23 protein-coding genes and 1 rRNA gene are annotated in these 24,366 nt (G+C 69.2%); 7 read left to right on the forward strand and 17 right to left on the reverse strand.

Features of this window, described 5'->3' with window-relative positions:
• Positions 1-25: 25 nt before the first annotated feature.
• From DMC61_RS38735 to DMC61_RS38785, 11 genes are all read right to left on the reverse strand, one after another.
• Entirely contained in the window at positions 26-844 is an 819-nt protein-coding gene (locus tag DMC61_RS38735) for a helix-turn-helix domain-containing protein (RefSeq protein WP_158634167.1), read from the reverse strand.
• A gap of 125 nt (positions 845-969) precedes the next feature.
• Positions 970-1,935, reverse strand: a complete 966-nt coding sequence (locus DMC61_RS38740) for a carboxymuconolactone decarboxylase family protein (RefSeq protein ID WP_125695439.1) — start codon at positions 1,933-1,935, stop codon at positions 970-972.
• A gap of 2 nt (positions 1,936-1,937) precedes the next feature.
• Complete coding sequence (locus tag DMC61_RS38745; protein WP_125695440.1) at positions 1,938-3,590, reverse strand: GMC family oxidoreductase N-terminal domain-containing protein; 1,653 nt, start codon at positions 3,588-3,590, stop codon at positions 1,938-1,940.
• A complete protein-coding gene (locus DMC61_RS38750) occupies positions 3,587-4,144 on the reverse strand; it encodes a DUF5987 family protein (protein WP_063272893.1) in 558 nt (185 codons plus the stop codon). The genes DMC61_RS38745 and DMC61_RS38750 overlap by 4 nt, the downstream gene beginning before the upstream one ends.
• A 5-nt stretch (positions 4,145-4,149) precedes the next feature.
• Positions 4,150-5,502: a cytochrome P450 gene (locus tag DMC61_RS38755; protein ID WP_125695441.1), complete on the reverse strand. Its 1,353-nt coding sequence runs from the start codon at positions 5,500-5,502 to the stop codon at positions 4,150-4,152.
• On the reverse strand, positions 5,499-6,488 hold the full coding sequence (locus tag DMC61_RS38760; RefSeq protein WP_199750209.1) for an enediyne biosynthesis protein: 990 nt from the start codon (positions 6,486-6,488) through the stop codon (positions 5,499-5,501). The genes DMC61_RS38755 and DMC61_RS38760 overlap by 4 nt, the downstream gene beginning before the upstream one ends.
• Positions 6,485-8,449 carry a CRTAC1 family protein gene (locus DMC61_RS38765; RefSeq protein WP_125695443.1) on the reverse strand — a complete coding sequence of 655 codons (1,965 nt, stop codon included), beginning with the start codon at positions 8,447-8,449 and terminating at the stop codon, positions 6,485-6,487. Before DMC61_RS38765 ends, DMC61_RS38760 begins: the two co-directional genes overlap by 4 nt.
• Positions 8,446-9,399: a DUF1702 family protein gene (locus DMC61_RS38770; protein WP_255431812.1), complete on the reverse strand. Its 954-nt coding sequence runs from the start codon at positions 9,397-9,399 to the stop codon at positions 8,446-8,448. Before DMC61_RS38770 ends, DMC61_RS38765 begins: the two co-directional genes overlap by 4 nt.
• A 161-nt stretch (positions 9,400-9,560) precedes the next feature.
• Positions 9,561-10,463 (reverse strand): helix-turn-helix transcriptional regulator, encoded by a 903-nt coding sequence (locus tag DMC61_RS38775; RefSeq protein WP_370456450.1) that lies wholly within the window; start codon positions 10,461-10,463, stop codon positions 9,561-9,563.
• Between the two features lie 97 nt (positions 10,464-10,560).
• Entirely contained in the window at positions 10,561-12,006 is a 1,446-nt protein-coding gene (locus DMC61_RS38780) for a SagB family peptide dehydrogenase (protein ID WP_125695459.1), read from the reverse strand.
• Between the two features lie 42 nt (positions 12,007-12,048).
• Positions 12,049-14,319 (reverse strand): TOMM precursor leader peptide-binding protein, encoded by a 2,271-nt coding sequence (locus DMC61_RS38785; RefSeq protein ID WP_125695445.1) that lies wholly within the window; start codon positions 14,317-14,319, stop codon positions 12,049-12,051.
• 223 nt (positions 14,320-14,542) lie between these two features.
• Between DMC61_RS38785 and DMC61_RS38790 the strand changes: the two genes are divergently transcribed.
• The 4 genes from DMC61_RS38790 to DMC61_RS38805 all read left to right on the forward strand — a co-directional run bounded on the left by DMC61_RS38790 (position 14,543) and on the right by DMC61_RS38805 (position 18,129).
• Positions 14,543-15,382, forward strand: coding sequence for an AfsR/SARP family transcriptional regulator (locus tag DMC61_RS38790; protein ID WP_199750210.1), 840 nt, complete (start codon positions 14,543-14,545; stop codon positions 15,380-15,382).
• Positions 15,383-15,416: 34 nt separating this feature from the next.
• Complete coding sequence (locus DMC61_RS38795; RefSeq protein ID WP_125695446.1) at positions 15,417-16,103, forward strand: winged helix-turn-helix transcriptional regulator; 687 nt, start codon at positions 15,417-15,419, stop codon at positions 16,101-16,103.
• 116 nt (positions 16,104-16,219) lie between these two features.
• Entirely contained in the window at positions 16,220-16,798 is a 579-nt protein-coding gene (locus DMC61_RS38800) for a hypothetical protein (protein WP_016332218.1), read from the forward strand.
• Entirely contained in the window at positions 16,795-18,129 is a 1,335-nt protein-coding gene (locus DMC61_RS38805; protein WP_125695447.1) for a copper resistance CopC/CopD family protein, read from the forward strand. Before DMC61_RS38800 ends, DMC61_RS38805 begins: the two co-directional genes overlap by 4 nt.
• Here DMC61_RS38805 and DMC61_RS38810 read toward each other — a convergent pair whose 3' ends face one another.
• On the reverse strand, positions 18,130-18,825 hold the full coding sequence (locus DMC61_RS38810) for a maleylpyruvate isomerase family mycothiol-dependent enzyme (protein WP_370456451.1): 696 nt from the start codon (positions 18,823-18,825) through the stop codon (positions 18,130-18,132).
• Positions 18,826-19,037: 212 nt separating this feature from the next.
• Between DMC61_RS38810 and DMC61_RS38815 the strand changes: the two genes are divergently transcribed.
• Positions 19,038-19,706: a M protein gene (locus DMC61_RS38815; RefSeq protein WP_125695448.1), complete on the forward strand. Its 669-nt coding sequence runs from the start codon at positions 19,038-19,040 to the stop codon at positions 19,704-19,706.
• Here DMC61_RS38815 and DMC61_RS38820 read toward each other — a convergent pair.
• The gene (locus DMC61_RS38820) at positions 19,703-20,065 is read right to left on the reverse strand and encodes a YciI family protein (protein WP_125695449.1); all 363 of its coding nucleotides are present in this window, start codon (positions 20,063-20,065) and stop codon (positions 19,703-19,705) included. The genes DMC61_RS38815 and DMC61_RS38820 overlap by 4 nt on opposite strands.
• 168 nt (positions 20,066-20,233) lie before the next feature.
• Between DMC61_RS38820 and DMC61_RS38825 the strand changes: the two genes are divergently transcribed.
• Positions 20,234-20,515: a metal-sensitive transcriptional regulator gene (locus DMC61_RS38825; RefSeq protein ID WP_007034631.1), complete on the forward strand. Its 282-nt coding sequence runs from the start codon at positions 20,234-20,236 to the stop codon at positions 20,513-20,515.
• Here the strand turns inward: DMC61_RS38825 and DMC61_RS38830 are convergent.
• The 3 genes from DMC61_RS38830 to DMC61_RS38835 are packed head-to-tail and all read right to left on the reverse strand — an operon-like array spanning position 20,466 to position 23,055.
• On the reverse strand, positions 20,466-22,694 hold the full coding sequence (locus tag DMC61_RS38830) for a cation-translocating P-type ATPase (RefSeq protein WP_255431809.1): 2,229 nt from the start codon (positions 22,692-22,694) through the stop codon (positions 20,466-20,468). The genes DMC61_RS38825 and DMC61_RS38830 overlap by 50 nt on opposite strands.
• Entirely contained in the window at positions 22,691-22,852 is a 162-nt protein-coding gene (locus DMC61_RS41550) for a hypothetical protein (protein WP_170064575.1), read from the reverse strand. Before DMC61_RS41550 ends, DMC61_RS38830 begins: the two co-directional genes overlap by 4 nt.
• Positions 22,849-23,055 carry a heavy-metal-associated domain-containing protein gene (locus DMC61_RS38835; protein ID WP_016332212.1) on the reverse strand — a complete coding sequence of 69 codons (207 nt, stop codon included), beginning with the start codon at positions 23,053-23,055 and terminating at the stop codon, positions 22,849-22,851. Before DMC61_RS38835 ends, DMC61_RS41550 begins: the two co-directional genes overlap by 4 nt.
• 96 nt (positions 23,056-23,151) lie before the next feature.
• Between DMC61_RS38835 and cobF the strand changes: the two genes are divergently transcribed.
• Positions 23,152-23,922 (forward strand): precorrin-6A synthase (deacetylating), encoded by a 771-nt coding sequence (gene cobF / locus DMC61_RS38840; protein ID WP_125695450.1) that lies wholly within the window; start codon positions 23,152-23,154, stop codon positions 23,920-23,922.
• A 327-nt stretch (positions 23,923-24,249) separates the two neighbouring features.
• Here the strand turns inward: cobF and rrf are convergent.
• Positions 24,250-24,366: ribosomal RNA gene (gene rrf, locus DMC61_RS38845) — 5S ribosomal RNA — on the reverse strand.

The raw sequence follows: 24,366 nt of genomic DNA on the forward strand, positions 1-24,366 counted from the left end.
GCTCTGGCGAGCGGACTTTCCGTTTCTAGCCGGAAGAATCCCGGGCGGTCTTGAACGAATGGGAACGACGCCCGGCCAGCTCGGCGGGCGTGCCACCGGCGAGGCTGCGGAATTCTCGCGTGAGATGCGGCTGGTCACTGTAACCCGCGATCTGGGCGACCGCGGACAGCGGAAGCGGTGGTTCTCGCCGCAGGAGGCGCAGGGCGCGGTCGAAGCGGATGACCCGCCCCGCGGCCTTGGGCGACACCCCGATCTGGGCACGGAACCGGGTGAGCAGATTCCGGCGGGTCCAGCCGACCTCGTCGGCCAGCCGTCCGATCGGAAGGCGGCCGCCCGTCCGGCACAACCGTCGCCACGCCCACACCACCCGGGGCGACGCGACGGGGCCGGCCGCCCTCCACGCGGCCAGCGTGTCGTCGAGCAACGCCATCCGTTCCCGCCAGCCCGGCGCCGCCGCCAGGCCTTCCACGAGGTTTCCGGCTCGACCGCCCAGCAGGTCGGCCCCGTCTAGCATGGTGTCGTTCACCGCCCCGAGCACCGAGTAGGCCACGTGCGGGGGCAGCTCCACGACGATGCCCAGGCCGTCGGACCGGCTGAGCCGGGTCGGTGCCGTGCGCATCCCGAACAGGGCGACCGAGGGCACCGGGCCCGAGCCGAGCACCTGCGGTGGCGCCTCCAGACTGATGTCCAGGAGGACCCTGGTCGCGGGAATGACGCGCAGCAGCGCCGAGCCGCCCCGATCGGTGCGATAGCCCCGATATCCCAGGGCGAGGCCCGCCATCCGCCCGCCGGGAAGCACGTCGACCGTCTCCGACGGCCCTTCCCCCTGCCTGAAGCGCTCCACCACGTATCCGTGCCGCACCGATATCCTTTTCCCGTTCTCCATGACGATTCCCTCCCCTTGGCCAGTGTCGGCAAGGGAGAGGGCGGTGTCATCGGTCAGGAAGCGGCTTCGCGCACTGCGTCGTGCTACGTACGTTCCCCGGCCTCGTCGGCGGTCCGGCGTGAGGTCAGGTTCGCCGCGGCGGTGAAACCCACCCACCCCACCAGCTCGACCAGTTCCCGGTCACCCAGCCCCGCCGCCGCCACCAAAGCGTCGTCCACCTGATAAGGCGCCTTCGCGACCACCAAGGCCAAGCGGACCACGGGATCGTCGAAGGCCTCCACCCAGGACCGGCTCAACCCCGGCGGCGCACCATCCCAAGTGGACAGTTCTCGCGCCACGACGTCCCGCACCGACGAAGGCACCGGCAACGCGGCGAACGCCGACGCGGCGCGGGAGAACGCGTCCTCGACCACGGGATTTCCCGCGGCCCAGCCGAAATCCCGGGAGCCCACCGGCAGCAGGTCCAGCGACTCCCCCGGCGCTGCCCCCGTCACCGGGCGAAGGAACCGCCCCAAGACGGCCATCGCCTTCGCCCGCGCCGAATCCGGCACGGACGACGGCAGCGGTGACGGCCCGAGGAAAACGCTCACCACCCGGTTCAGGTAGTGGAACGTGAACGCGACCGCGGTCAACTCCGACCGCGCGCCGGGGGACAACGGCCCCGCGAGAGGATCCGTCACGGGCCGCCCCGAGGCGATCGCCGCGGCCTCCGCAGAGCGCCCGAGCGAGTCCAGTGCCATCCCGTGGACCTCGACACAGTACGGACACGAGTTCCCTCGCGACACCAGCGTCGCGACGATCTCCCGGTCCGCCCGGCTCGTCTCCCCCGCCGCCACCAGCGATTCCCGCAGCATCACCCAGCTCGCCGCGAGCACCGGCGGCGACGGCGAATGCACCGCGACCGGCGGGGCCAGCATCCCGAAATCGCGTTCCAGCCGTCCGTAGACGTCGCGCACGAGCCCGGTCGCCCGGCCGAAGGGAACCGGCCGGACGTACCGGGCTTCACGCACCGCGCGCCGCAGCGCGAGCCTCACCAGCACGGGTGCCACGCTCAGCTCCCGGCCACCAGCGACAGCTTGCTGACCGCCCGCCGCCCGGTGATCGAACCGTCCGGAGCGGGGGCGCCGTAGGTGACGTCGACACCGCGAGCCTGCAACGCCCGCACGATCCCCGGCACCGAACGCTCGGCCAGCGCCGCGATCGTCATCGCCGGGTTCACCGTCAGCGCGCCCGGTACCGAAGCGCTGTCGGTCACGAAGATCCCGGGGTGATCGCGGAGTTCGTGGTTCGGGTGCAGCGCCGAGGTCGCCGGGTCGTCACCGATCCGGCACGACGCCAGCGGGTGCACGGTGTACGCGCCGACGACGTCGTTGGTCCACGGCGCCACCTTCGCCAGGCCGTCCTTCTCGAGGATCTCCTTGCACTCCGCGTCGGCCAGCGCCCAGCCGTGGCGGGTGTTCGGCGTCGGGTCGTACTTCAGCGGGCCACGGCCGAGCATCTGCTGCGAGATGCGGTAGGCGTTGCCGGTGGGCGGCGGCGCGCCGAAGACGCCCTCGTTGTCGTCCTCGGTCATCAGGAAGATGGTCAGCCAGGAGGCCCACTTCTTGAGGATCTCCTTCTTCTGCACCCCGAACCAACGTGGTTCGTCGCCGTCGGGCACCTGCGCGAGAATCGTGCCGAGCCCGGGCGGGAAGTACAGCTGCTCCAGCGAGTACCGCTCGTACTCCGGCAGCGAACCGTCGAGCTTGTCCCAGTTCGCGACGGTCGGGCCCTTGCCGATGTGGTTGGCCTCGTAGACCTTCCCGTCTTCACGGGACAGCCCGAGCACCTCGCGGACGCGCTCCTCGTTGATGATCGCGGTGTTGAGCCGCTCCCCGTTGCCCGAGAAGTACCGGCCGACGGCGTGCGGCATGGTGCCCAGCGCCACCTCCGAACGCTGCAGGATCACCGGTGTCGCGCCGGCGCCCGCGGCGATGATGACGATCTTCGCGTCGATCGTCCCGCTACCGGACTGGAGCCGGTAGTCCTCGTCGTCCACGATGTTGAAGTGCACGCGGTAGTCGCCGTCGTCGATCCGCTCGATCCGCTGCACCTCGTGCAGTGGCCGGATCTTCGCGCCGTGCGCGAGCGCCGCGGGCAGGTAGTTGGTCAGCAGCGAGCGTTTGGCGTCGAACCGGCAGCCCGCCATCATGAAGTTGCAGTTCACGCAGCGGTCGTTGTCGACCGCGACCGGCGCGGGGTTGGCGGTCCGGCCGGAGTGGTTGCAGAACGCCGCCCACAGCCCGCCCGCGTACGAGACGTCGTTCCAGTCCTGTGTGGACACCGGAAGCGACTCCGAAACGCGGTCGTACCAGGGTTCCAGGGTGTCACGCGTCAGCGCCGAAGGCCACATGCGACGGCCGATGCTGCCGTGTCGTTCGAACACGAACTTCGGCGCGCGGGGCATGGCGGCGAAGTACACCACGCTGCCGCCGCCGACACAGTTCCCGCCGAGCACGCTCATCCCGTCGCCGACGACGAAATCGAAGGCCCGGGTGTAGGACGAGCCGAGCAGATAGTCGTGCTCGAACTCCTTCGTCTCCAGCCACGGCCCGCGTTCCAGCACGGTGACCTTCGCCCCGCCCGCGGCCAGGTGGTAGGCGGGGATGGAGCCACCGAACCCGCTGCCGACGATGACGACGTCGGTCTTGTCGTAGGCGGTCATGCGGGACTCCCGGAAGGCGTGGTGTCGGGGTGGACTCGGGCCAGCTCGCGGCGGTAGGAGAACTTCGGGAACCGCCACAGACCGTCTTCGTCCGGCGCGGTGTACCCCATCGCCAGCAGGCCGGGATGGCCCTCGGCGATGGCTTCGGCGGTGTGCTTGTGCGCCGCGCTGTCGAAGGACATGTTGCAGAACAAGGCGAGGCTGACCCAGCCGTCCTTCTCCGGATGTCCCGGCGCGGTCAGCGACCGCACGAGCGCCGTCCTGTCCGCGAAGGACAGCGCGACGAACGCCGGCAGCGATTCGTCCAGCGTGACGTCGTGTTCCTTCGCGTAGACCTTCGCGTGGTCGTTGAGGGACTGCGCCAGATAAGGCAGCCCGACGGTCACCCCGGTCGCCTCGGTGTGCAGCAGTTCGAGCGCGCCCGCCGCGACCGCGCCCGGCCCCGGCGAAGCGCCGGCGATGGCGTGGTCGCCGGGGAAACGCTTCTCCCCCGGCACGATCGTGTCCGCGTAGGCCTCCAAAGTGGACACCTCGACCTGTTCGTCCGAATCCACGGAACCTACCTCCTGTTCCTGGTGTGCACGGTCATCGGCAGCCCGCCGCGCACCCGGAGCGACAGCATCGCCTCGGGAACCACGTCGTAGCCCGGGAGCTTTCTGAGTTCGAGGTCGCGCAGGACCATCGTCAGCACGAAGACGGCCTCCATCACGCCGAGGCTGTTGCCGATGCAGAACCTCGGCCCGGCGCCGAACGGGATGTAGGCGTAGCGCGGCCGCCCGCTCGGCCGGTCCGGGTCGAACCGGTCCGGATCGAACTTCTCCGGCTCCGGCCAGAAATCCGGATGCCGGTGCAGGGTGAAGGGCACGACGACGACGTCGGATCCGGCGGGGATGTGGTAACCGCCGATCTCGTCGTCGGCCTGCGCCACCCGCGGCAGCAGCCACACCGGCGGGTACAGGCGCATGACCTCTTCGACGACCCTCGCCGTGTACGGCAACCGGTGCAGATCCTCGTGCGTCGGCAGTTGGTCGCCCAGTACCGCGTCGGCCTCGGCACGCAGTTTCGCCGCGATCTCCGGATGCTCGTCGAGCAGATGGAACGCCCAGCCCAGCGTGCTCGCCGTCGTCTCGTGCCCGGCCAGCAGCAGCGTGATCAGCTCGTCGCGCATCTGCTCGCGGGTCCCGCCGGTGGCGATGAGGCGCGAAAGCACGTCCTCGCCGTTCTCGACCGGGTTGGCCAGCCGCTGCTCGACGAGTTCGTCGGCGATGCGGCGGAGGTCGTCCCGCGACTCCCGGAACCGCAGCTGTTTCTTCAGCGGCGCCCATTGCGGGACCATGCTCAGCGTCACCGCTTCGAACATCGCCTGGTCCTGCACGGCCTCGAACGAGTGTCCCAGCGAGGTGAACCCGCCCAGATCCGCGTCGAGCAGCGTCTTGCCGAGCACGCCGAGGGTCAGCCCGGTCATCTCGTGCAGGATCTCCACCGGTCCCTCGGTGTCCCGCAAGCGTTTCACGAGTCCTTCGACCTCGTTCGCGACGACCGAGGCCTGCCGCGCGATCCGCTTGGGCTGGAACACCGGCTGGATGGTCCGGCGCTGCTTCTTCCAGACGTCGCCGTCACTGGTGAGCAGCCCGTCGCCGAGTGCCCGTCTCGCCTCCTGGAGGCCGATTCCCTTGTGATAGTTGGCCGCGTTGTCCGCGAGTACGTGTTTCGCCAGTTCGGGGTGGTTCACCAGGTACATCGCCTTGGGACCGATCGCGATCCGGACGACGTCCCCGTGTGCCTGGGCCGACTCCGACATGAGCGCCAGCCGGTCGGTGAAGAGCTTCTTCAGCAGACCGAAGGTCGCCCGGCGCGGCGGGCCGGGCGGCGCGAGACGCGCCGCCCGGCTGCTTTCCGCACCGGGGGTCATGCCGCCACGGCCCCGGTTTCCGGCTTCTCGGCCGGCTTAGGCAAGGCCGTGATCTCGGCCGACTTCGCCTGCTCGGCCTCCCACTTTTCGGTGGCCTTCTTGGAGAAGTGCAGGCCCCACAGGAACATCCCGCGGATGAGGCAGACCAGCGCGGTGGCGAGGAACAGGCCGTAGGCCACGTGCACGACCATGAAGAACCCGTACGCCAGCGCCACTCCCGAACCGAACAGGATCTGCGACGCGGGCTTGGACGGGGTCGTCCCCGGGTCGGTGACCATGTAGTTCGTGTAGAGCACGAACGCCACACCGGTCATCATCCCGAGCGCGCCGGGGATCGCGGTGTCGAACATCCACCCGCGGATGATCGCCTGCAGCGCGAAGGTGATCAGCCAGGCGCCGATCAGCCACATGCGCTGGGTCAGCAGCGCGTTGAGCACGGTGCCCGAGACGATGATGATGCCGACGATCAGCCAGCCGACCCACGAGTCGACCTGCTCGGTGAAGTGGTACGGCGGCGCGATGCTCGCCCAGGGGAACACCAGCAGGATGATCGTGATGCCGAAGTTCGACGGGTTCATGTAGTGACGGAGCCTGCCGCGCACCGGGGCCTGCAGGACCCACTTGGCGCCGACGGCGACCACGACACCGAACATCATGACCAGCACCTGGTCGTTGACGTAGGTGAGCATGTTCAGCGCGAGACCGGTGATATGCGCGGGGAAGAGGAATTCCACCAGTCCCTTGAACCCGTTGCCCCGGAAGCGGACGCCGCGCCCCTGTGCGCGGGCCCCGATGATCTCCAGCAGGATTTCCGTGGCGTACGCCGTGGCCAGCGCGATGAACGGATAGGTGTAGGGCTGCTCGAAACCGAGCACGGTGTAGCCGATGATGTTGAAGATGGTGATCGAGATCGCGAACCGGCGCAGGGCCGTGATCGTCTTGTTGCTCTTCGGTGCGGTGAGTGTCTGCTCAGCCATGACGGTCATTTCTCCTTAGCCTGAGCGCCGAGCTGGAACGTGTGGTCGCCCGGGGTCAGCCGGACTTCCTGCGTGCGGATCTGCCCGGTCAGGTCGCGCCACTGCAGGTGGACCTTCACCGGCCCGGTGACCTTGCCCAGCCCGATCTGGATCTCGTGGCTGCGCTTGCCGGAGTGGCCGCTGCCGCCGTCGACGCGGTCCATGTACTTCTTGCCGTCGGGGGTGACGACGGTGACCTGCGCGCCGATCGCCGCGGTACCCGCCGCCTTGAGCGGGCCGTCCGCCGACGCCTTGTCGTGCACCAGCTTCAGGTTCAGGTAGGACCCGGTGCCGGGGCTGACGTTGCGGTAGAAGATCGGCTGCTCCCACTGGCGGGCCACGGCGAAGTCGAGCTTGCCGTCGCCGTCGGCGTCACCGGTGGCGATACCGCGGGTGGGCACCGGGACCGCGAGACCGAGGCGCGGGGCCAGGTCGGTGTAGCGGCCGTCGGAGCTCTTGGCCCAGAAGTGCAGCGTGTGGTCGCCACCGACGTCATCACCGGCGACCATGTTCGGCCAGAAGTACGGGTGCTTCAGCAGTTCGTCGTTCGACGTCGCCAGTTCCTGCAGCTGCGGCCAGCGGTTGACGTCGCCCTTGACGAACCCGGTCGCCTGGGTGATCACCGATTCGCCGCTGTTGTTGTAGTCGGCGATCTTGACGTCCCAGCCCCAGCCGGACCAGGCGGTGCCGGCCTGCGCGCTGCGGTCCACCCACGGCGCCTCGCCGCCCTGCAGACGGCCGCGCAGATCCGCGGTGTCCTTGGCGGTGTTCATGAACTGGAAGTGGCTTTCCTCGATACCCCACGACGTCGTGATGTTGCTGACGTACAGGTCGTAGAGACCGTCGTGGTCGAGGTCCGCGAAGTCGACGCCCATGCCCTTGAAGGAGTCGTTGCCGATCACCTTGGACTTCGGCTCGTTGGGCCCGCGAATGCCCTTCACCTCGGCGAATTCGACGTGGCCGGGGCGGGACTTGTTGTACAGCAGGCGGTCGTGGCCGAAGTCGTTGCCGATGTAGAGCTCGGGCAGGTTGTCGCCGTCGACGTCGGTGGCGCTGGCCGCCAGCGACCAGCCGCCCTGGGAGTCGGCCGGGATGGCCTTGTCGTCGAGGGCGAACGTCGCGCTCGGCTTCGCGCCCTGCGTGGCGCCGGTGAACCGCAGGATGTACTTGCCGCCGGCGTTGTCGGCGTGCGACATCGACTTGTTCATCTCGACCCCGCCGGAGACGCGGTCGTCCAGCACCGCGCTGTCGGGGAAGTAGTTGCCGATGAAGATGTCCTGGTGGCCGTCGCCGTCGAAGTCACCCACGGAGGCGGCGTTGGTGTTCCACAATGGACCGGAGTACTCGCCGTTCTTGGAGTTGTTGCCCGGCACCAGTTCCACCGGCTCGTAGGCCTTCGGCTCCAGCTTCGTGGCGCCCGGCTTCGAGAGGAACAGGATCGGCGTACGGCCCCAGTAGTAGGCCAGCAGGTCGACCCGGCCGTCCTCGTTGTAGTCCGCGGGAACGCAGCCCATGGGCGCGATGTACTTGCCCATCGGCAGCGGTGCCGCGTCGAGCGCGAACGGCGCGTAGCGGTCTCCGCCCTTGCCCGGCGTCGGGGTGATGACGACCTGGTCGCTGCGCGGATCCACGAAGCACAGGTCGTTCGCGAGCTTGTCGCCGTCGAGGTCGTTCACCGCGATCGCGGCGCCGACCGAGGAGATCCAGGCACGGATGTGCTCGTATTCCTTGTTCACCGTCCGGATCGACTGGCTCTTCGCCGCTTCCGGCAAGGCGATCGTCAGCGGCTCGAACGCGTACTTCGAAGCCATGGTGTCGGCCTCGGCGGTCGAGACGGTGGGCAGCTGCGCCACCACGAACAGTCCCGCCATCAGCACCAGCGCCACGATGCCCGCAAGCTGCTTGCGGAGCCAGCCCAAGGTCGCGGTCATTTCCCTGCACCTCCAGAAAGAATCGCTTCGGCGATGCGCTGTCGCCAGGTTTCGAATGCCGGGAGTTCGCCGTCGACCACGGTCGCCGGGCGCACCTCCTGGGTGATGGCCGCGGCCCGCTCGGCCGGCAGCCCGCAGATCGCCCGCGTGGCGACCTCGGTCTCGGGGATCAGCAGCCCGGCGCGGACGCGGGCTTCGGCGGCGAAAGCACTGCCCTGGGCGAGGTTCCCGCGGTGCTCACCGGCGAACTCGGCCAGCTTCAGCAGTTCGTCACCGGTGACACCGCACGCGTAGGTCGAGGCGAGCCCGATGCCGGCGTACAGGTCTCCGTGCCGCCGTTCCGGGAACCGAGCGACCGTGTCGGCGACCAGATCGACGTCGGTACCGCAGATGAACCACAGCGCCCGCCCGATGCCCTGGTCGATCGCCCGCAGCGCGTAGCCGTCGTTTCCGGGCGGCCAGGAGAAGTCCGGGTCCTGGAACTGCCCGTCGACGTATTTCGCCGTCTTGAAATAGGCCTGGTGGAAGCCGTAGCCGTCGAGCACCAGCCAGCGCAGCAACGGGTCGAAGTCCTCGGCGGACGGCCAGCGGAAGCGCGGCAGGCGCGCCATCGCCCAGCCGACACCGACGTAGATGATGTAGTCGTGCTTCTCGCCGGGGCCGTCGAGGAACCGCTCGATGTGACGGCGGCCGCCGCCCGGCAGCCCGTCCAGCATTCCGTAACCCATTCCCGCGCCTTCGTAGGCGAAACCGCGGTATTTCACCGGAATCTGTTCGAGCCATTCTTCCGCCTGATCGACGGACCGTGCTTCGACCGCGTGCGCGTAGCCGAGCAGGAACTTCTCACCGACGGTCTCCAGCAATTCTTGAGCGGCCGGGCTCTTCTTGTGGAAACCGCGCTTGTCCAGTGACGTCTCGGAGACGTCCGGCGTGATCATGCGACGTCTGATCGTGCGCCAACCATTGCCCAACGCACTCTCCCCCTAACGGGTGGATTCGAATTCCGGATTGTTTAAAGGCTCACATGCGTGCCGATCACGCGACCACTCCACGGTTGCGCCCGCGGTTCTCCCGGTTTGCGAAATCGGGAGACCGCGGGAACAACCTCGCCTCAGGCCACCGCGCGGAGGTACTCGGGAGCGGGCATGGTCATCCGGTTCCCGGCGGAGCTCGGACCGCCGGCGAGGGTGATCGCCATCGGCGCGTCCGTGGGCCGCGGGGCACGCATCGGCATCCTCAGGTGGACCCTGCCGTACCGGGTGATGTCGACGCGGCCGGGCAGCGTGCCCACGGAGAACGAGGAGGCCGCGGTCCCGGCGGCGTGCTCGGCCACCCCGATGACGGTCCAGCGTCCCTCGGGGACGTTCTGGATCTCGATGTCCGCGGAGAGGACGTTCGCCCTGCCACCGAAGGCGACGGGCCCGCACTGCGGGATCGACTCGGCGAACAGTCCGATGAGGACGGTCGCCGGGCCCGCCCCGCGCGGGGTCTCGACCCGCACGCTGATCGTGCCGGTGCCGCTGCGCATCGTGGCGCTGCCCATTCCGGCGCTGTGCAACGCTTCCAGGGTCGGGAGGCGCTGGAAATGCGGGGCCAGCGCGACGAGCAGCTCACCGACCTCGGGGTCGCGGTACTGGGTCGGGGTCATCCCGACCGCACGGGTGAAGCGGCTGGTGAACGTGCCGACGCTGCTGTAGCCGACGCTGCACACGATGTCCGACACCGTCAGCGATGTCGTCAGCAGCAGTCGTTTCGCTTCGAAGAGCCGGATCGCGGTGAGGTACCGGCCGGGGGTGATCCCGGTCGCCTTGGTGAAGATCCGCGAGAAGTGGAACGGGCTGACGAAGACTTCCGATGCCAGGTCGCCCAGGGTGATCGGGTCGAAGTACCTCGCGTGCATCGATGAGATGGCCTGCAGCACCGCAGGTTGCAGGGGGGACGCCGGCTCGGGGAGCCGACCGGGTTCGGTGACGCCTTTCTCGTTCGCCGCCATGGCGACTGTTCGTAGCTGCATCAGACCAACCTCGGATTCGCTGTCGCTTTTCCTCTGTACGCCAGCAAACGCGGTGTCGATTTCAGTGCACTCGATGAGCGATCGAGACGCAGGCCACTCAGACGGGGAGGTCGAGGACGCACTCGCCGACGCTGACCTCGGCGGGCCAGTCGAGCTTCAGCGCGCGGTCGACGCGGTCGCCGGCGTCCACCGGGACGGCGTGCGCGGCCAGCCCCATGGCGCGGGCGACGAGGTACAGCGTCTGTTGCAGCGCACCGACGTGCGCCAGCGTGGTGGCGTACGCGCCGCCACCGAGGACGGACGCCATCCGCGGCATCCTCGCGGTCACGGTGATCAGCGCCGAGGGCCGCCGATGGTTGCCGCCACCGATCATCGCCATGTCGAGCATCGCGTCGAGGTCGGCCTCGTCGGCGTTCACCAGGGCTAGCCGGTGCTCCAGCGGGTCGTAGTGGTAGATCCCGCGATCCAGCCCCGAGCAACGGTTGACCGAGACGTACAACTCGAGCTCGTACAGGCAGGCGACGCTGAAGTACGGCCGCTGCGAAGCACTATGAGCGGGCCCGTTCGGCAGGTGCGCGGGACCGATCGACCGGATTCTCGCGCCACGGAACAGGAACTCGCCGATCTGCTCGGCGGTCAGCACGCCCTCGGTGAATTCGGGGCAGGTGTGGTCGTTCTCCAGCAACGTCGTCAGCGTCGGATCGGTCACCGCGCGGTCGGCCAGATCCGGCCGGTACAGCTGGTGGACCGGTCCCTCGCCGGTGGCGGCCTTGACCACCGGCGGTTTCCCGAGACCGGGCAGATCCGCCGGGCCGCCGGGCCGCCAGGTGCGGCTGGTGGTGTGGAACGAGAGTTCGTCCGGCGACCACAAGCCCAGTTCGGGATCGTCGTCCTCGGCGAACCGGCCGTCCTCACCCGCCACCTGCACGACGCCCGCGGCGACCAGATAGGACACGATCGCGCCGACCACCGAGGCGTCGATCCCGGTGGTGGACACGATGTCCCCGACGGATTTCGCCGTCGCCAGTGTCGCCGCGACATGCACCGCCCACGGCTGGGAGAGCACGACGCGGTAGCGCGCCGATGGCGACTCCAGCCCCATCCCGTCCGCATCGGACCGCAGGGAACTGAAGCGGGACAACCGGATCGGGCGCGTGGGCGGGATCTCCACCGGCGCGAACACCGGCGCGAGCACGACCGGGATCACCGACAGCAGCGGTCCCCTACCATCGGCGAGCCCGAGCGAGCGCACCACGGAACCGCCGAGTTCCTTGAGTACCTGCCGCAGCGCGTCGGCGCCTTCGGCCGTCCAGCTCAGTTCGCCTTCGAGGTCGGGCTCCCGTTCGAAGGGCTCCCACGAAGACGTCACGTTCGCCAGCGAGACCGGCCCCAACGCCATCCGCCGCAACGATTCCAGCACCAGCGGTTCCGCGCGGTCGAACTCGTACTCGCCCCAGCGGGTGACGACCACCAGCGAGCCGTCCTCACCGATCTCGACAAGGCTGTCGTCGGTGAGCGACCACAAGGGGATCGTTTCGGCCACTCCGCCGGGGGGATCTGTCGTCAACGGTTGCTCCAGAGCGCTCTATAAGAACATGGGGAATGGGTTGAGCCGGTCGTAGGGAGTCGGCTCGGCGAGCCTGCCCAGCCGCACCGGCACGTCGAACAGGCGCCCGGGGGCGAAGCGGCTCCAGAACGGGCGCAGGCCCGGAACGACCACCCGGACCACCGGGAGGTCGATGTCGGGTCTGGTCTGGTCCAGCACGAGCGTCTCCATTCCCAGCGCGGAAAGCTTGCGGACCAAGCACTCCACGTCGTCACGGACATCGGGCCGCCGGACGAACTTGAAGTCCGCGGCGCGTTTCGCCGACCGCCCCGGCGCCGGCAGCAGATACGGCTGGTTCCCGACGGTCGCGTACTTCAGCCACGCCGACGCGTCGGGATCGTCGAGTTCGACGTCGTTCGCGAGCACCGCCGGGATCATCTGGTTGAGCTCGCTGACCGCCCTCCGCAACGCCGTCCTGGGGTCCAGGTGGGCGCCGAAGCCCATCATGACGTTCTCGCGCGGCCCGGCGATACTCCTGGACAGCGCGACCATCACCGGCACACCGAGGTCCGCGGTCAGGTCGAGCACCCACAGCTCCCGGCCCGCCCGCGCGTACTGGCCGACCATCTCCTCGGCCCACGGGTCGTCGAACGACGCGATGTCGACCCCGGGCACGGGAAGCCGGTTGTACCACCACATCGCGACGGCGTCGCGTTCCACGAGTTCGAGCAGGCCCTGCAGGATCGCGTCCTCGACGCTGCTCCCGGCCGCGCAGCCGTTGGAGTCCGCGCGCATCCCGGTGAGCCCGCACTCCGGCGGCACCCCGTAGTAGAGGTACGCCGTCGGCATCAGCTTGCGCCGCTGCTGCGAGAGCGACCACAGCGGTGTCCAGTCGACGGCCGCCTCGGTGTCGAACCGGTCGGGGACGTGCTGGAAGTTCGCGTGCCTGGCGTTCCAGTCGACGCGCGTTTCGTACTGGCGCTCGTCGAAGAGCATGCACGTGTTCGGGTGGACGGCGTCGTCGCCGAGCGCGCGGAAGGTGTCGCGGATCCGCAGTTCGTCGCCCTGGTAGTTCGCCGAGAACCGTTCGATCGCCTCGCACAGCGCGCCGACCTCGGCGTCGATCGGGCTCGCTCCCTTGCCGCCGTTGTCCCCGCGCAGCCCCGCCTGCAATCCCGCCTCGCCGCGCACACGGCGGGCGACGTTCAGCCCGGAGCGGTACGCGTTCACGAACGCGGGCGCCCTCGGGTCGCGGGCGATCTCCTTGACGATGCCGGTGACCGGGCTGACCAGATGGCCGTAGCGGTCGAGCACCTCGACCGGGGTGAGCGTCCGGTGCCCGCCACCGCCCGACGTCGCCTTCTTCGCCTCCCGCAGCACGACCGGTTCGGCCGTCCGCGCCGCGACGATGCCTTCGTCGCCGCATTCGGGGCATTGCGGGCGGCGCCGCAGTTCGTGCAGCCGCCCCTGCAGGTCGAGGGTGTCGAGGATCCACACGGCCTGCTGCCCCGGATAGCGGTGCCCCGCCAGCCATTTGGACGCTTCGAGCGAGATCAGGTGCGACGCGGCCGCGGTCAGCGGCGGCACCGCGGGCATCGGGAACGACGCGGGACCGTCGTGCCCCAGCACCTCCTGCACACAGGCCTCGGCGTGCCGGTGCCCCCACAACCGGTTCGTCAGGCAGTGCCAGCAGCCGGACCGGCCGGGCTGCATGATCGGGCCGATCCACACCTGGGACCCCGAAGGCCGCGCCAGCAGCCAGGGCCGCCCGGTGCGCCGGTGCTCGGCGTCGATCCCGGCGAGCCTCGGGTCGAGGTAGTCGTCGCACAGCACGATGGCCAGCTCGGAAGCCGTATCGACCACTTCGATCCCGCTCGCGGCCAGCGCGTTCGCCACCTGCGAGGTGTCGACGCCGCGGCCGATCGCGGTCAGGCTCGCCGTCGCCGGCTTCTGACGGCAGGCCACCGCGGACGCGTCGAGCCCGCACGCGTCCCAGTACGCAAGCGCGCGCTCGTCCCCGCTGAACTCGTCCGGAACGCGGACGGTGACCAGTCCGGCCTCGACCAGCCGGGCCACCACGCCGGTGACCTGTTCGGCGTTCATCCCCTCCGGGCAGGCGGACAGGAGCCCGTCGAGGTCACGGGTGCCGTCGAGCAGGGCCGCCACCGACGCGACCTGCGCGCCGCGGATGGCGATGACCCCCTGTTCGGAGAACAGGTAGGCACCGTTGCCCTCGCTGATCTCCGCACGCAGATGCCGCTTGAATCCCAGTCCGCCGATCGAGGTGGGCGTGGTCGATGCCTCGCGCATGATGACCCCCAGTAGGTCGGTTCGATTCTCGAATCCTGCTGTGTGGGGCCGGTGAGCGGCCAGTGTGCGATTCACGCGTCGGATGTGAAAAACCCATGTTCTTCCGGGAGACACGCATGCGGGCCCTGGTGGACGGCTCACTGGCCCGGCGACCGGCCGCTCTGTCACTGTCGAAGCACTGGGATTCAGGTCACGACGCGTATCGAGCTGGAGGGCGCTTGCGATGTACACCGGATCACGAGTAGCGGACAAGCACCACGGCTCGGCACCCAACCCGATTCCGGCCGCGTCCGCAAGCCCCGTCCGTTTCAGCCTGCTCGGCCCGCTCGAACTCGTGCGGGACGGGATCGACTACGCGCCGACGACGCCGAAGCTGCTGCAGGTGCTCGCCATGCTGGTCATGAGCCCGGGGAAGATCGTGCACATCGACACGATCGTGCAGGAACTGTGGGCCAACGACCCGCCGCGCAGCGTCCGCACCACCATGCACACCTACGTCTACCAGCTGCGCAAGTGCATCGACGAGAACGAGCTGGCCCCGTACGGCGAGACGATGCTGGCGACGAAACCGCCGGGCTACGTGTTCCGCATCGCGCCGGAGCAGGTGGACGTCTTCGAGTTCCAGGAGTTGCAGCACAAGGGCCGGGAGCTGCACCTGCGCGGCGAGCACGCCGAGGCGGCGAAGGCCTTCCGGTCCGCGCTCGACCTGTGGTCCGGCCCGCCGCTCGCGAACGTCCACTGTGGACCGGTGCTGTCGGCGTACGCGGTCGACCTCGTCGAGCAGCGGCGCAGCACGCTGCACCTGCGGATCGAGGCGGACATCGCGGCCGGGATGCGGCACGAGCTGATCGGCGAACTGCGTTCCCTGGTCACCGCGAACCCGCTCGACGAGGCCCTGCACGGGCAGCTGATCCGCGTGCTCGGCCGCAGCGGGCGCCGCTCCGACGCGCTCGCCACGTACCGTCAGGTACGGGCGAGACTCAACAACGAACTGGGCGTGGAACCCTGTGACGAACTGCAGGTCCTGCACCACGACCTGCTTTCCGAAGGTGAACCCGCGTGAACCCCGCCACGGAAACGAAAGTGAGGATCGACGGATGAGCAGTCGTACCTATGGACAGTTCTGCGGGCTGGCCCGCGCGCTGGAGATCATCGGCGAACGCTGGTCGCTGCTGATCGTCCGCGACCTCGTCCTCGGCCCGAAGCGGTTCACCGAACTGCAGGCGGGTCTGCCCAAGATCCCGGCGAGCACGCTGTCCGCGCGGCTCAACGAACTCGAGCAGTCCGGTGTGCTCCGCCGCCGCCTGCTCCCCCAGCTCGACGCCGCGGTGGTCTACGAGCTCACCGAATACGGCAGCGAACTCGACCAGATCGTGCTGGACCTCGGGCTCTGGGGTGCGCGATCGCTCGGGCAGCCCGCCGCCGAGGACGTCTTCACCCTGGATTCGGCGATCCTTTCGCTGTACACGACCTTCCGGAGTGAAAAGGCCAAGGGCGTCCAGGTGACCTACGAGCTGCGCTACCCGGGCGAGATGGTCCTGCACGCGATCGTCGAGGACGGCGCCCTCAAGGTCGCGGAGGGCGCGCACCCCGGCGCCGACGCGGTCATCGAACCGCTGGGCCCGTTCATCAAGGACCTGCTGAGCGGGGATCTCGCCGCCGCCGACGCGACGCGGACCGGGAAGATCCGCATCGAGGGCGACTTCGAATATCTGGAGCTGTTCACGGAATTGTTCCACATTCCCGCCGCTCCGAAAATATCCGACGGAATCGTCGTCCGCTGATCCATCCGGCGTAACACCGCTGGTCGGATCAGCAATCCGGAGTAACGGAAATCCTCGGAACGCGGGATATCGTCGACATCCGTCACCGGTCGGTCTTTCGCCCTAGGAGCCCTTTCATGGCCGCACTCGATTCGCCTCGTCCGGGTCTGCTCGCCTCGCTCAACGGGAAATACCACCGCGCGGCGCTCCTCACCTTCGCGGTGGTCGTCGTGGCCCACTGGGCGGAGCACCTCGTGCAGGCCTTCCAGATCTACGCGCTCGGCTGGAAGACCCCGGACGCCCGCGGCGTGCTCGGGATCCCGTTCCCCAAGCTGATCAGCTCCGAATGGCTGCACTACGGCTACGCCATCGTCATGCTGATCTTCCTGTTCGCCCTGCGCAAGGGTTTCGCCGGCCGCTCGCGGCAGTGGTGGAACCTGGCGCTCGGGCTGCAGTTCTGGCACCACATCGAGCATCTGCTCCTGCTGATCCAGGCGCAGACCGGCTGGCGGCTCGGCGGCGGCACCGCGCCGAGCAGCATCATCCAGCTGTTCATCCCGCGCGTGGAACTGCACCTGTTCTACAACACGATCGTCACCATCCCGATGATCATCGCGATGCTCGTGCACCGGAAGGCCTCCGCAGCCGAGCGGGAGCTGACCGGCTGCACGTGCTCGCCCGTCAGCCGGCGTGAGCTGGCGACCGCGGCATCGTGACCGGGAGACTCTGCGCACTCCTGGCCCTCGTGGCGGCGTGGTTCGGGGTCGCGGTGCTCACCGCGGCCCCGGCCTCGGCCCACGTCGAACTCCTCTCCTCGAACCCCGCCGACGGCGCCCGGCTCACCTCGGCGCCGTCACGGGTCTCGATCACCCTGTCGGAGAACATCGGCATCCAGCCGAACTCGATCAAGGTCGTCGATCAACAGGGCACCGACGTGGTGTCCGGTCCGGTGTTCCAACCCGGTGAAGTCGCCGAAGAGGTCGCCGTCGCACTCGAACCGGACCTTCCCGACGGCAGCTATCTCGTCGAGTACGCCTTCGTCTCGACCGACTCGCATCCGGTACGCGGCACGATCGCGTTCGTGATCGGCACCGGCCCCCTGATCACGTCGGCGGGCGCGGTGTCCGCCTCCACCGGCACCGACCCGGTGACCGACGCGCTGTTCACCACGTTCCGCTGGGGATCCTTCGGCGGGGTAGCGCTGCTCGGCGGGCTGGTGTTCCTGCTGGTCTGCCGTCCGGGCGGCCGGACGGACCCGGCGGCACGGAAGCTGATCACCGCCGGCCTGTGGCTCTCCGGTGTCACGGCCGTAGCCGGGTTCCTGCTGCAAGGCCCGTACGTCTCGGGGCGCGGGGTGGGCGCGGTCTTCGACGGCGCGCTGATCGAGGCGACCCTGCGGGTGGCCTACGGGAAACTCCTGCTCCTGCGCCTGGCCGCGATCGTCGCGCTCGCCGTGATCGTGCGACGGCTGCTGGCGGGCGACCTGCCGGAGCGGCTGCGGTCGCGCTACGAGAACCTCGGCATCGCGGCCGGGTTCATCGTGATGCTGAGCTTCTCCGCGACCGGGCACGCGGTGGCCGACAAGATCATGTTCCTCTCGGTCAGCGCGGACCTCGCGCATTTCGGCGCGATGGCCGTCTGGGTGGGCGGGCTGATCCAGCTGGCCGTGCTCCTGCGCGGCCGGTATTCGGCGTCGGAGGCCGAGCCCGCGCTGGCGCGGTTCCACCCGATCGCCACCCGGTCGATCGTGATCATGGTGGTCAGCGGCGCCTACCTGGGCTTCCGGCTCGTCCCCTCGGTGGAGGCGCTCTGGACGTCGGCGTACGGCATCGTCTTCGTGCTGAAGCTCACCGGGTTCGCCGCGTTGCTGCTGGTGGCGAACCTGAGCCGCACCGCCGTCCGGCGCGGGATCTCCGGCCGCGGCGGCACCGGAGTGGTGACCGCCGACCTGCGGAAACTGCGGGTCAGCGTCGGGGTCGAGGTGCTGATCGTGGCCGTGGTGCTCGCGCTGGCCGCGGCCCTGTCCTCGATGTCCCCGGCCGGCTGATCACCGTTCGATCTCCGCTTCCGGCGGGGTGAACGGTCCCCAGGTGAAGGCCCGGAGCCACGGCCCGGGATCGCCCAGCCAGTCCATGGCGGTGATCTGGGCCGGGCTCCGGCGCCCGGCGAGCGTCCGGTACAGGTCCGCGGGCGCGCCCGAGAGCACCGCGGCGACCGGTTCGGTGCCGGCGATCCAGGTCGCGCCCTCGGTCTCGATCCGCAGCCCCGGCAGCCCGTGCCTGCCCAGCGAGGCGCCGAGCCCGCTGACGAGCACCTCGAATCCCCGAAGCCAGGCCGCGTGCGCTTCGGGCGGCGGAGCGCCGAGCGCGTACCGGATGTCGAGCTCGTGGGTGAAGGCGTCCATCACCATGATGTCGCCGCGGCTCTTCCCGTCGCCGTCGGCGGCGAGGAGGGTGTCGGCCTCGGGACCGCGTTCGAGCCAGAGTTTCAGCAATTCGACGGCCGAGGCCGACTCCGGAATCGGGCAGGCCTCGCCACCGAACCGGGTGATCACCCGATCGCAGATCTCGGTCAGATGCGCGATCAGCTCGCGCACGGTCCACTGTGGACAGGCGGGGACGGCCCGCTCGCCCGCCCCCGCGTGATCGGTGACCAAGATCGCGATGTTCTCCCTGACCTGCCGATATCCTTCGGCCGCTGTCGCCGTATTCCAGCCAGGGACCCGAATTCGGCTGCTCGTCACGCGGCCACCTCCCGTGGGGTATGCGATGGTCGTCCATTCTCCCATCGCCGGGGAGCTTCACCCTTCTTCCCGCTTGCGGCGGACCGTTCACCGCAAAGACCACCCACCCGTGGCGCGTGTCGTCGCGCCTTCAGGCACACTGGTCGTTGAAAGCCCCGTGTGGCAAAGAAAAGCGCCCAACGGTGACACATCGACCACTGTGGAGGTGACCAATGGAGATGCCCGGCTTCGATCTGGCGTGGCGCGGTTTCAATCGCGCGCAGGTCCGGGAATTCGTCCGCGAGGTGGAAGCCGAACTACGACGAGTGGAAGCCGAACGCGACGAGGCGATCCGCCGTGGGCAAGCTCTCGCCGGCGAGCTCGCCGCCACACAAGAGGAAAATCGCGAACTGAAGGCCAGTGTCGACCGGATCAGCCGCGTGCCGATCGCACCGGACGCGTTGCAGGAGCGCTCGCGCCGGATGCTCGAACTCACCCGCGAGGAAGCCGACGACATCGCCGCGCGAGCCGCCGAAGAAGCCGCGAAGGCCGAAGAAGAACGGAAGCGGGTCGCCGAAGACTTCGAGCGCGCCATGACGCTGCGCCGCGCGGAGGCGATGCGCGCGCTCGCCGCGCGGGACGAAGCCGCGCAGGCGAAGGCGCGGAAATTGCTCGACGACGCCGCCGAAGAGGGCGAGCGCCTGGTCGCCGAAGCGCGGCAGAAGGCCGATGTGGCCCTCCGCCTGCGCGACGACGTGCTGAAACAGCTGGTCGGCTGCCGCGAACTGCTCACCGAAGCCGGTCTGGTGCTGGCCGTGCCGGACTCACCGAAACCGGAAGTGCCCGTTCAGCGCCGGAGCAGGCCCGAAGCCCGCACCGGCACCGAAGCGGCCGCCACCTAGGCGTTGTCCCCGGACGAGAAGACCACCGGCCGGATCTCCATCGCGTTGACATGCGCGTCCGGGACCTGGCCCGCGATCTCGATCGCCCGCTCCTTGCTGTCGCATTCGACCAGGTAGAAGCCGGCCAGGTACTCCTTCGACTCCGCGAACGGGCCGTCGGTGACCACCGGGACGCCGTCACGCACCCGGACCACCGTGCTGTCCTTCGGCTCCGCCAGCGCCTGCGTCCCGAGCAGCTCGCCGCTCTCGGTGAGCTTCTTCATGAAAGGGTCGATGCGGGCGACCACCTCGTTGCGCTCCTCTTCGGGGAGGGCATCCCAGGCGGTGGGGTTCATCGTGATCATGATCATGTACTTCATCGGTGTTCCTCCTGGTCGTGCGGCCGGCGCCCGGCCGCTCACGCAGGAGTCGGAGCGGCAGGCCCGTCCTCGACATCCTGACACCCGCGATTTCGGCTCCGTCCGGCACATACGTGGGGAGGGTATAGTGGGACGACGACAGGGAACGACGAGAGAACGGGTGCGGGAATGACGGGCTACGGCACCGAGCGGGAGGCCTATCTCAAGCGCCTGCGCCGGATCGAAGGCCAGATCCGCGGTTTGCAGCGGATGGTGGAAGAGGACAAGTACTGCATCGACATCCTGACCCAGGTGTCCGCCGCCACGAAGGCGCTGCAGTCGTTCTCCCTCGAACTGCTGGACGAGCATCTCGCCACCTGCGTGGTCCACGCCGCCGCCGCGGGCGGTGAAGAGGCCGACCTCAAGGTCCGGGAGGCGTCCGACGCCATCGCCCGGCTGGTCCGGTCCTGAACCGTCGCAACCGCAGGCTGTTGGTGACGACGAACACCGAGGAGAACGCCATCGCGGCCCCGGCGATCATGGGGTTGAGCAGGCCGAGCGCGGCCAGTGGCAGCGCGGCGACGTTGTAGGCGAACGCCCAGAACAGGTTGCCCTTGATCGTGGCGAGCGTGCGGCGGGCGAGCCGGATGGCGTCCACGGCCGCGCGCAGGTCGCCGCGCACCAGGGTGAGGTCGCCCGCTTCGATCGCGGCGTCGGTCCCGGTCCCCATCGAGAGACCGAGGTCGGCCTGCGCGAGCGCGGCCGCGTCGTTGACGCCGTCGCCGACCATGGCGACCACCCGGCCTTCGGCTTGCAGCCGCTTGACGACGTCGACCTTGCCGGCCGGCAGCACCTCCGCGACGACCTCGTCGATCCCCACTTCGGCGGCGACGGCCGCCGCGGAACCGGCGTTGTCCCCGGTCAGCAGGACCGGCCGGAGCCCGAGCGCCTTCAACCCGGCCACGGCCTCGGCCGAAGTCGGCTTGACCGTGTCGGCGACGACCACCACCCCGCGTGTCTCGCCGTCCCAGGCGACGACCACCGCGGTCGCGCCGCGTTCCTCGGCGACCTTCTTGACCTGGGCGAACTCGTCGCCGACGGCGATGCCGTGCTGGTCGAGGAGTGCGGACCGCCCGGCCAGGACGGTCTTGCCCTCGACCTCGCCGACGACACCCAGGCCCTCGACGTTGCGGAACCCACCGGCCGTCGGCAGCTCACCCAGCCGCTCCTCGGCGGCCGCGACGCTCGCGCGGGCGATCGGATGCTCGGAATGGTGCTCGACCGCCGCGGCCAGGCGCAGGACCTCGGTCTCGTCCTCGCCGAACAGGTCCGTGAGACTCATCTTCCCCGCGGTCACCGTCCCGGTCTTGTCCAGCACGACGGTGTCGACCGCGCGAGTGGACTCGAGCACCTCCGGACCCTTGATGAGGATGCCCAGCTGCGCGCCGCGACCGGTGCCGACCAGCAGCGCCGTCGGCGTGGCCAGCCCGAGCGCACAGGGGCAGGCGATGATCAGGACCGCGACGGCGGCGGTGAAGGCGGCGTCGGCTCCGCTGCCCGCGCCGAGCCAGAAGCCGAGCGTACCGACCGCGAGGGCGATCACCACCGGGACGAACACGGCCGACACCCGGTCGGCGAGGCGCTGGACCCGCGCCTTGCCGTTCTGCGCGTCCTCGACCAGCCGCGCCATCTGCGCGAGCTGCGTGTCGGCGCCGATCCGGGTGGCGCGGACGACGAGCCTGCCGCTCGCGTTGACCGTTCCGCCGACGACGGCGTCCCCGGCCACCACCTCGACCGGGACGGCTTCACCCGTCAGCATGCTCAGGTCGACGGCCGAGCCACCATCGGTCACCACCCCGTCGGTGGCGATCTTCTCCCCCGGCCGCACGACGAACTCGTCGCCCGTCCTCAGCTCGCCGATCGGGACACGGCTCTCGATGCCGTCCTTCAGGAGTGCGACGTCCTTCGCGCCGAGTTGGAGCAGGGCCCGCAGCGCGGCGCCGGAGCGGCGCTTGGACCGGGCCTCGAAGTAGCGGCCGGCGAGAAGGAACGTGGTCACCCCGGCGGCGACTTCGAGGTAGACGTTGCCCGCGCCGTGCCCGCGTTCCATGGTCAGCTCGAAGCCGTGGCGCATGCCGGGTGTCCCGGCGGTGCCGAACAGCAACGCGTACAGCGACCAGAGCGTGGCGGCGACGACGCCGAGCGAGATCAGGGTGTCCATGGTGGCGGCGCCATGGCGGAGGTTCGTCCAGGCCGGGCGGTGGAACGGCCATGCGCCCCAGGTGACGACCGGCGCGGCCAAGGCCAGCGAGACCCACTGCCAGTAGGTGAACTGCCAGGCCGGGACCATCGCGAGCACGATCACCGGCACGGCGAGCACGGCGGAAACCACGAGACGGGTTCTCAGGGAGCCGGCCTGCTCCGCGTCTTCGTCGGGTTTGGGCGGCTGGGCCGTGTAGCCGGCGGACTCGACGACGCCGACGAGGTCTTCCACCGACACCGCGGTGGGGAAGTCGACCTGCGCCTTCTCGGTGGCGTAATTGACCGTGGCGGAGACGCCGTCGACCTTGTTCAGTTTGCGTTCGACGCGCGCGGCGCAGGACGCGCAGGTCATCCCGCCGATGGCCAGTTCGACCCGCTGGGATGTCACGGCGTACCTCCCGGGTGGTGCCCGTGGTGCTCGCTGGTCGGCGCCGGCGGGGGCGGGTCCTCGTCCAGCGGCCCGACGGCGGAGCCGATCGCCCAGGCGACGGCGAACACCGCGACCAGGGCCGCGGCGAACGCCGACACCTTGACGGCGGTGCTCACGAGACGAGCTGGTAACCGGCCTCGGTGACGGCCGCGTCGACGGCTTGGACGTCCAGCGGTGCTTCGCTGGTGACGGTGACCTTGCCGCTGGCGACGTCCACGTTCACGGCGCTGACGCCTGCGATGCCGCTGACCTCTTCGGTGACGGAGGAGGCACAGTGCCCGCAGGACATGCCCTTGACGGTGTAGGTGGTTTCGGCCATCGGTTCGAACTCCTCTACAGGACAGGTGGAGCGATCACTTCCTTTATACCCCGTGGGGGTAGGGGTGTGCACAGAGGGTACGGGGACACTGCGGAAATGAGGAAGATCTCCGCCATCGGCATCGGCGCCGGCGACCCGGACCACCTGACCGTCCAGGCGATCCGGCGGCTCAACGAGACCGATGTGTTCTTCGTGCTCGACAAGGGCTCGGAAAAGCAGGACCTGGTGGCTCTGCGCCAGGAGATCCTCGACCGCTTCGTCGAGCAGCCCGGCTACCGCGTCGTGCGGGCACCGGACCCCGAACGCGACCGTACTCCCGACGACTACCGGAAGGCCGTCGCCGACTGGCACCGGCTCCGCACCGACGTCTACGAGAACATGATCGCTTCCCTGGGTCCCGACGAGCGGGGCGCGTTCCTCGTCTGGGGTGACCCGGCGCTCTACGACTCGACCCTGACCCTGCTGGACGCGGTGCTCGACCGGGGCAACGTCGAGTTCGAGTACGACGTCATCCCCGGGGTCAGCAGCGTGGCCGCGCTGACGTCCCGGCACCGGACCACGATGAACCAGATCGGCCGCCCGGTACTCGTCACCACCGGCCGCCGCCTCGAGGCCGGCTGGCCCGCGGACGCCGACGACGTCTTCGTCATGCTGGACGCTGGGTGCACGTTCTCCCAATTCGTGGACACGGGCCTGGAGATCTACTGGGGCGCGTACCTCGGCACCCCCGACGAGCTCCTGCTCTCCGGCCCACTGACCGCGGACCTCGCCGAAGAGATCCGCTCCGTCCGTGCCTCCGCCCGCTCCCGCAAGGGCTGGATCATGGACATCTACCACCTGCGCCGCCCCGCCCCCTCCCGCATTTAGTCCTCTAAATGCGTTCGGCCGCGCCCCTCCCTCGCGTGCCCGCCCCCCGTCACTCGCGTGATCGAGGCCGCAACTCACGTGATTGAAGACGTATCTCGCGTGATTGGAGGGGCGACTCGCGTGATCAGGTGGACGACACGCGTGATTGGACGGACGACACGAGCGGGGCGTCGTGTCGTCCGTCTGATCACGCGAGATACGCCTTCAATCACGCGTGTTACGTGTCTGGTCACGGGTGTGGCGGGTTTCGGGTATGAGAAATAGGGCTCGGGCCCCGGGAGAACTCGTGGTTCTCGACCGGGGCCCGAGCCCTATCTTTTAATGTTAGTCCGGCGGTGTCCTACTCTCCCACAACCCTTCGGTTGCAGTACCATCGGCGCTGTCAGGCTTAGCTTCCGGGTTCGGAATGGGACCGGGCGTTTCCCTGACGCTATAACCACCGAA

This window comes from Amycolatopsis sp. WAC 04169 (genome assembly GCF_003947535.1).
Classification (GTDB): Bacteria; Actinomycetota; Actinomycetes; order Mycobacteriales; family Pseudonocardiaceae; genus Amycolatopsis; species Amycolatopsis keratiniphila.

Bases quoted from the DNA above. Each gene is read 5' to 3' on its own strand.
- DMC61_RS38800 (WP_016332218.1), top strand. From the start codon at position 16,220: ATGGCCGCACTCGATTCGCCTCGTCCGGGTCTGCTCGCCTCGCTCAAC.
- DMC61_RS38775 (WP_370456450.1), bottom strand. From the start codon at position 10,463: ATGCAGCTACGAACAGTCGCCATGGCGGCGAACGAGAAAGGCGTCACC.
- DMC61_RS38760 (WP_199750209.1), bottom strand. From the start codon at position 6,488: ATGACCGTCATGGCTGAGCAGACACTCACCGCACCGAAGAGCAACAAG.
- DMC61_RS38815 (WP_125695448.1), top strand. From the start codon at position 19,038: ATGGAGATGCCCGGCTTCGATCTGGCGTGGCGCGGTTTCAATCGCGCG.
- DMC61_RS38835 (WP_016332212.1), bottom strand. From the start codon at position 23,055: ATGGCCGAAACCACCTACACCGTCAAGGGCATGTCCTGCGGGCACTGT.
- DMC61_RS38795 (WP_125695446.1), top strand. From the start codon at position 15,417: ATGAGCAGTCGTACCTATGGACAGTTCTGCGGGCTGGCCCGCGCGCTG.
- DMC61_RS38745 (WP_125695440.1), bottom strand. From the start codon at position 3,590: ATGACCGCCTACGACAAGACCGACGTCGTCATCGTCGGCAGCGGGTTC.
- DMC61_RS38755 (WP_125695441.1), bottom strand. From the start codon at position 5,502: ATGACCCCCGGTGCGGAAAGCAGCCGGGCGGCGCGTCTCGCGCCGCCC.
- DMC61_RS38785 (WP_125695445.1), bottom strand. From the start codon at position 14,319: ATGCGCGAGGCATCGACCACGCCCACCTCGATCGGCGGACTGGGATTC.
- cobF (WP_125695450.1), top strand. From the start codon at position 23,152: ATGAGGAAGATCTCCGCCATCGGCATCGGCGCCGGCGACCCGGACCAC.
- DMC61_RS38790 (WP_199750210.1), top strand. From the start codon at position 14,543: ATGTACACCGGATCACGAGTAGCGGACAAGCACCACGGCTCGGCACCC.
- DMC61_RS38820 (WP_125695449.1), bottom strand. From the start codon at position 20,065: ATGAAGTACATGATCATGATCACGATGAACCCCACCGCCTGGGATGCC.
- DMC61_RS38765 (WP_125695443.1), bottom strand. From the start codon at position 8,449: ATGACCGCGACCTTGGGCTGGCTCCGCAAGCAGCTTGCGGGCATCGTG.
- DMC61_RS38825 (WP_007034631.1), top strand. From the start codon at position 20,234: ATGACGGGCTACGGCACCGAGCGGGAGGCCTATCTCAAGCGCCTGCGC.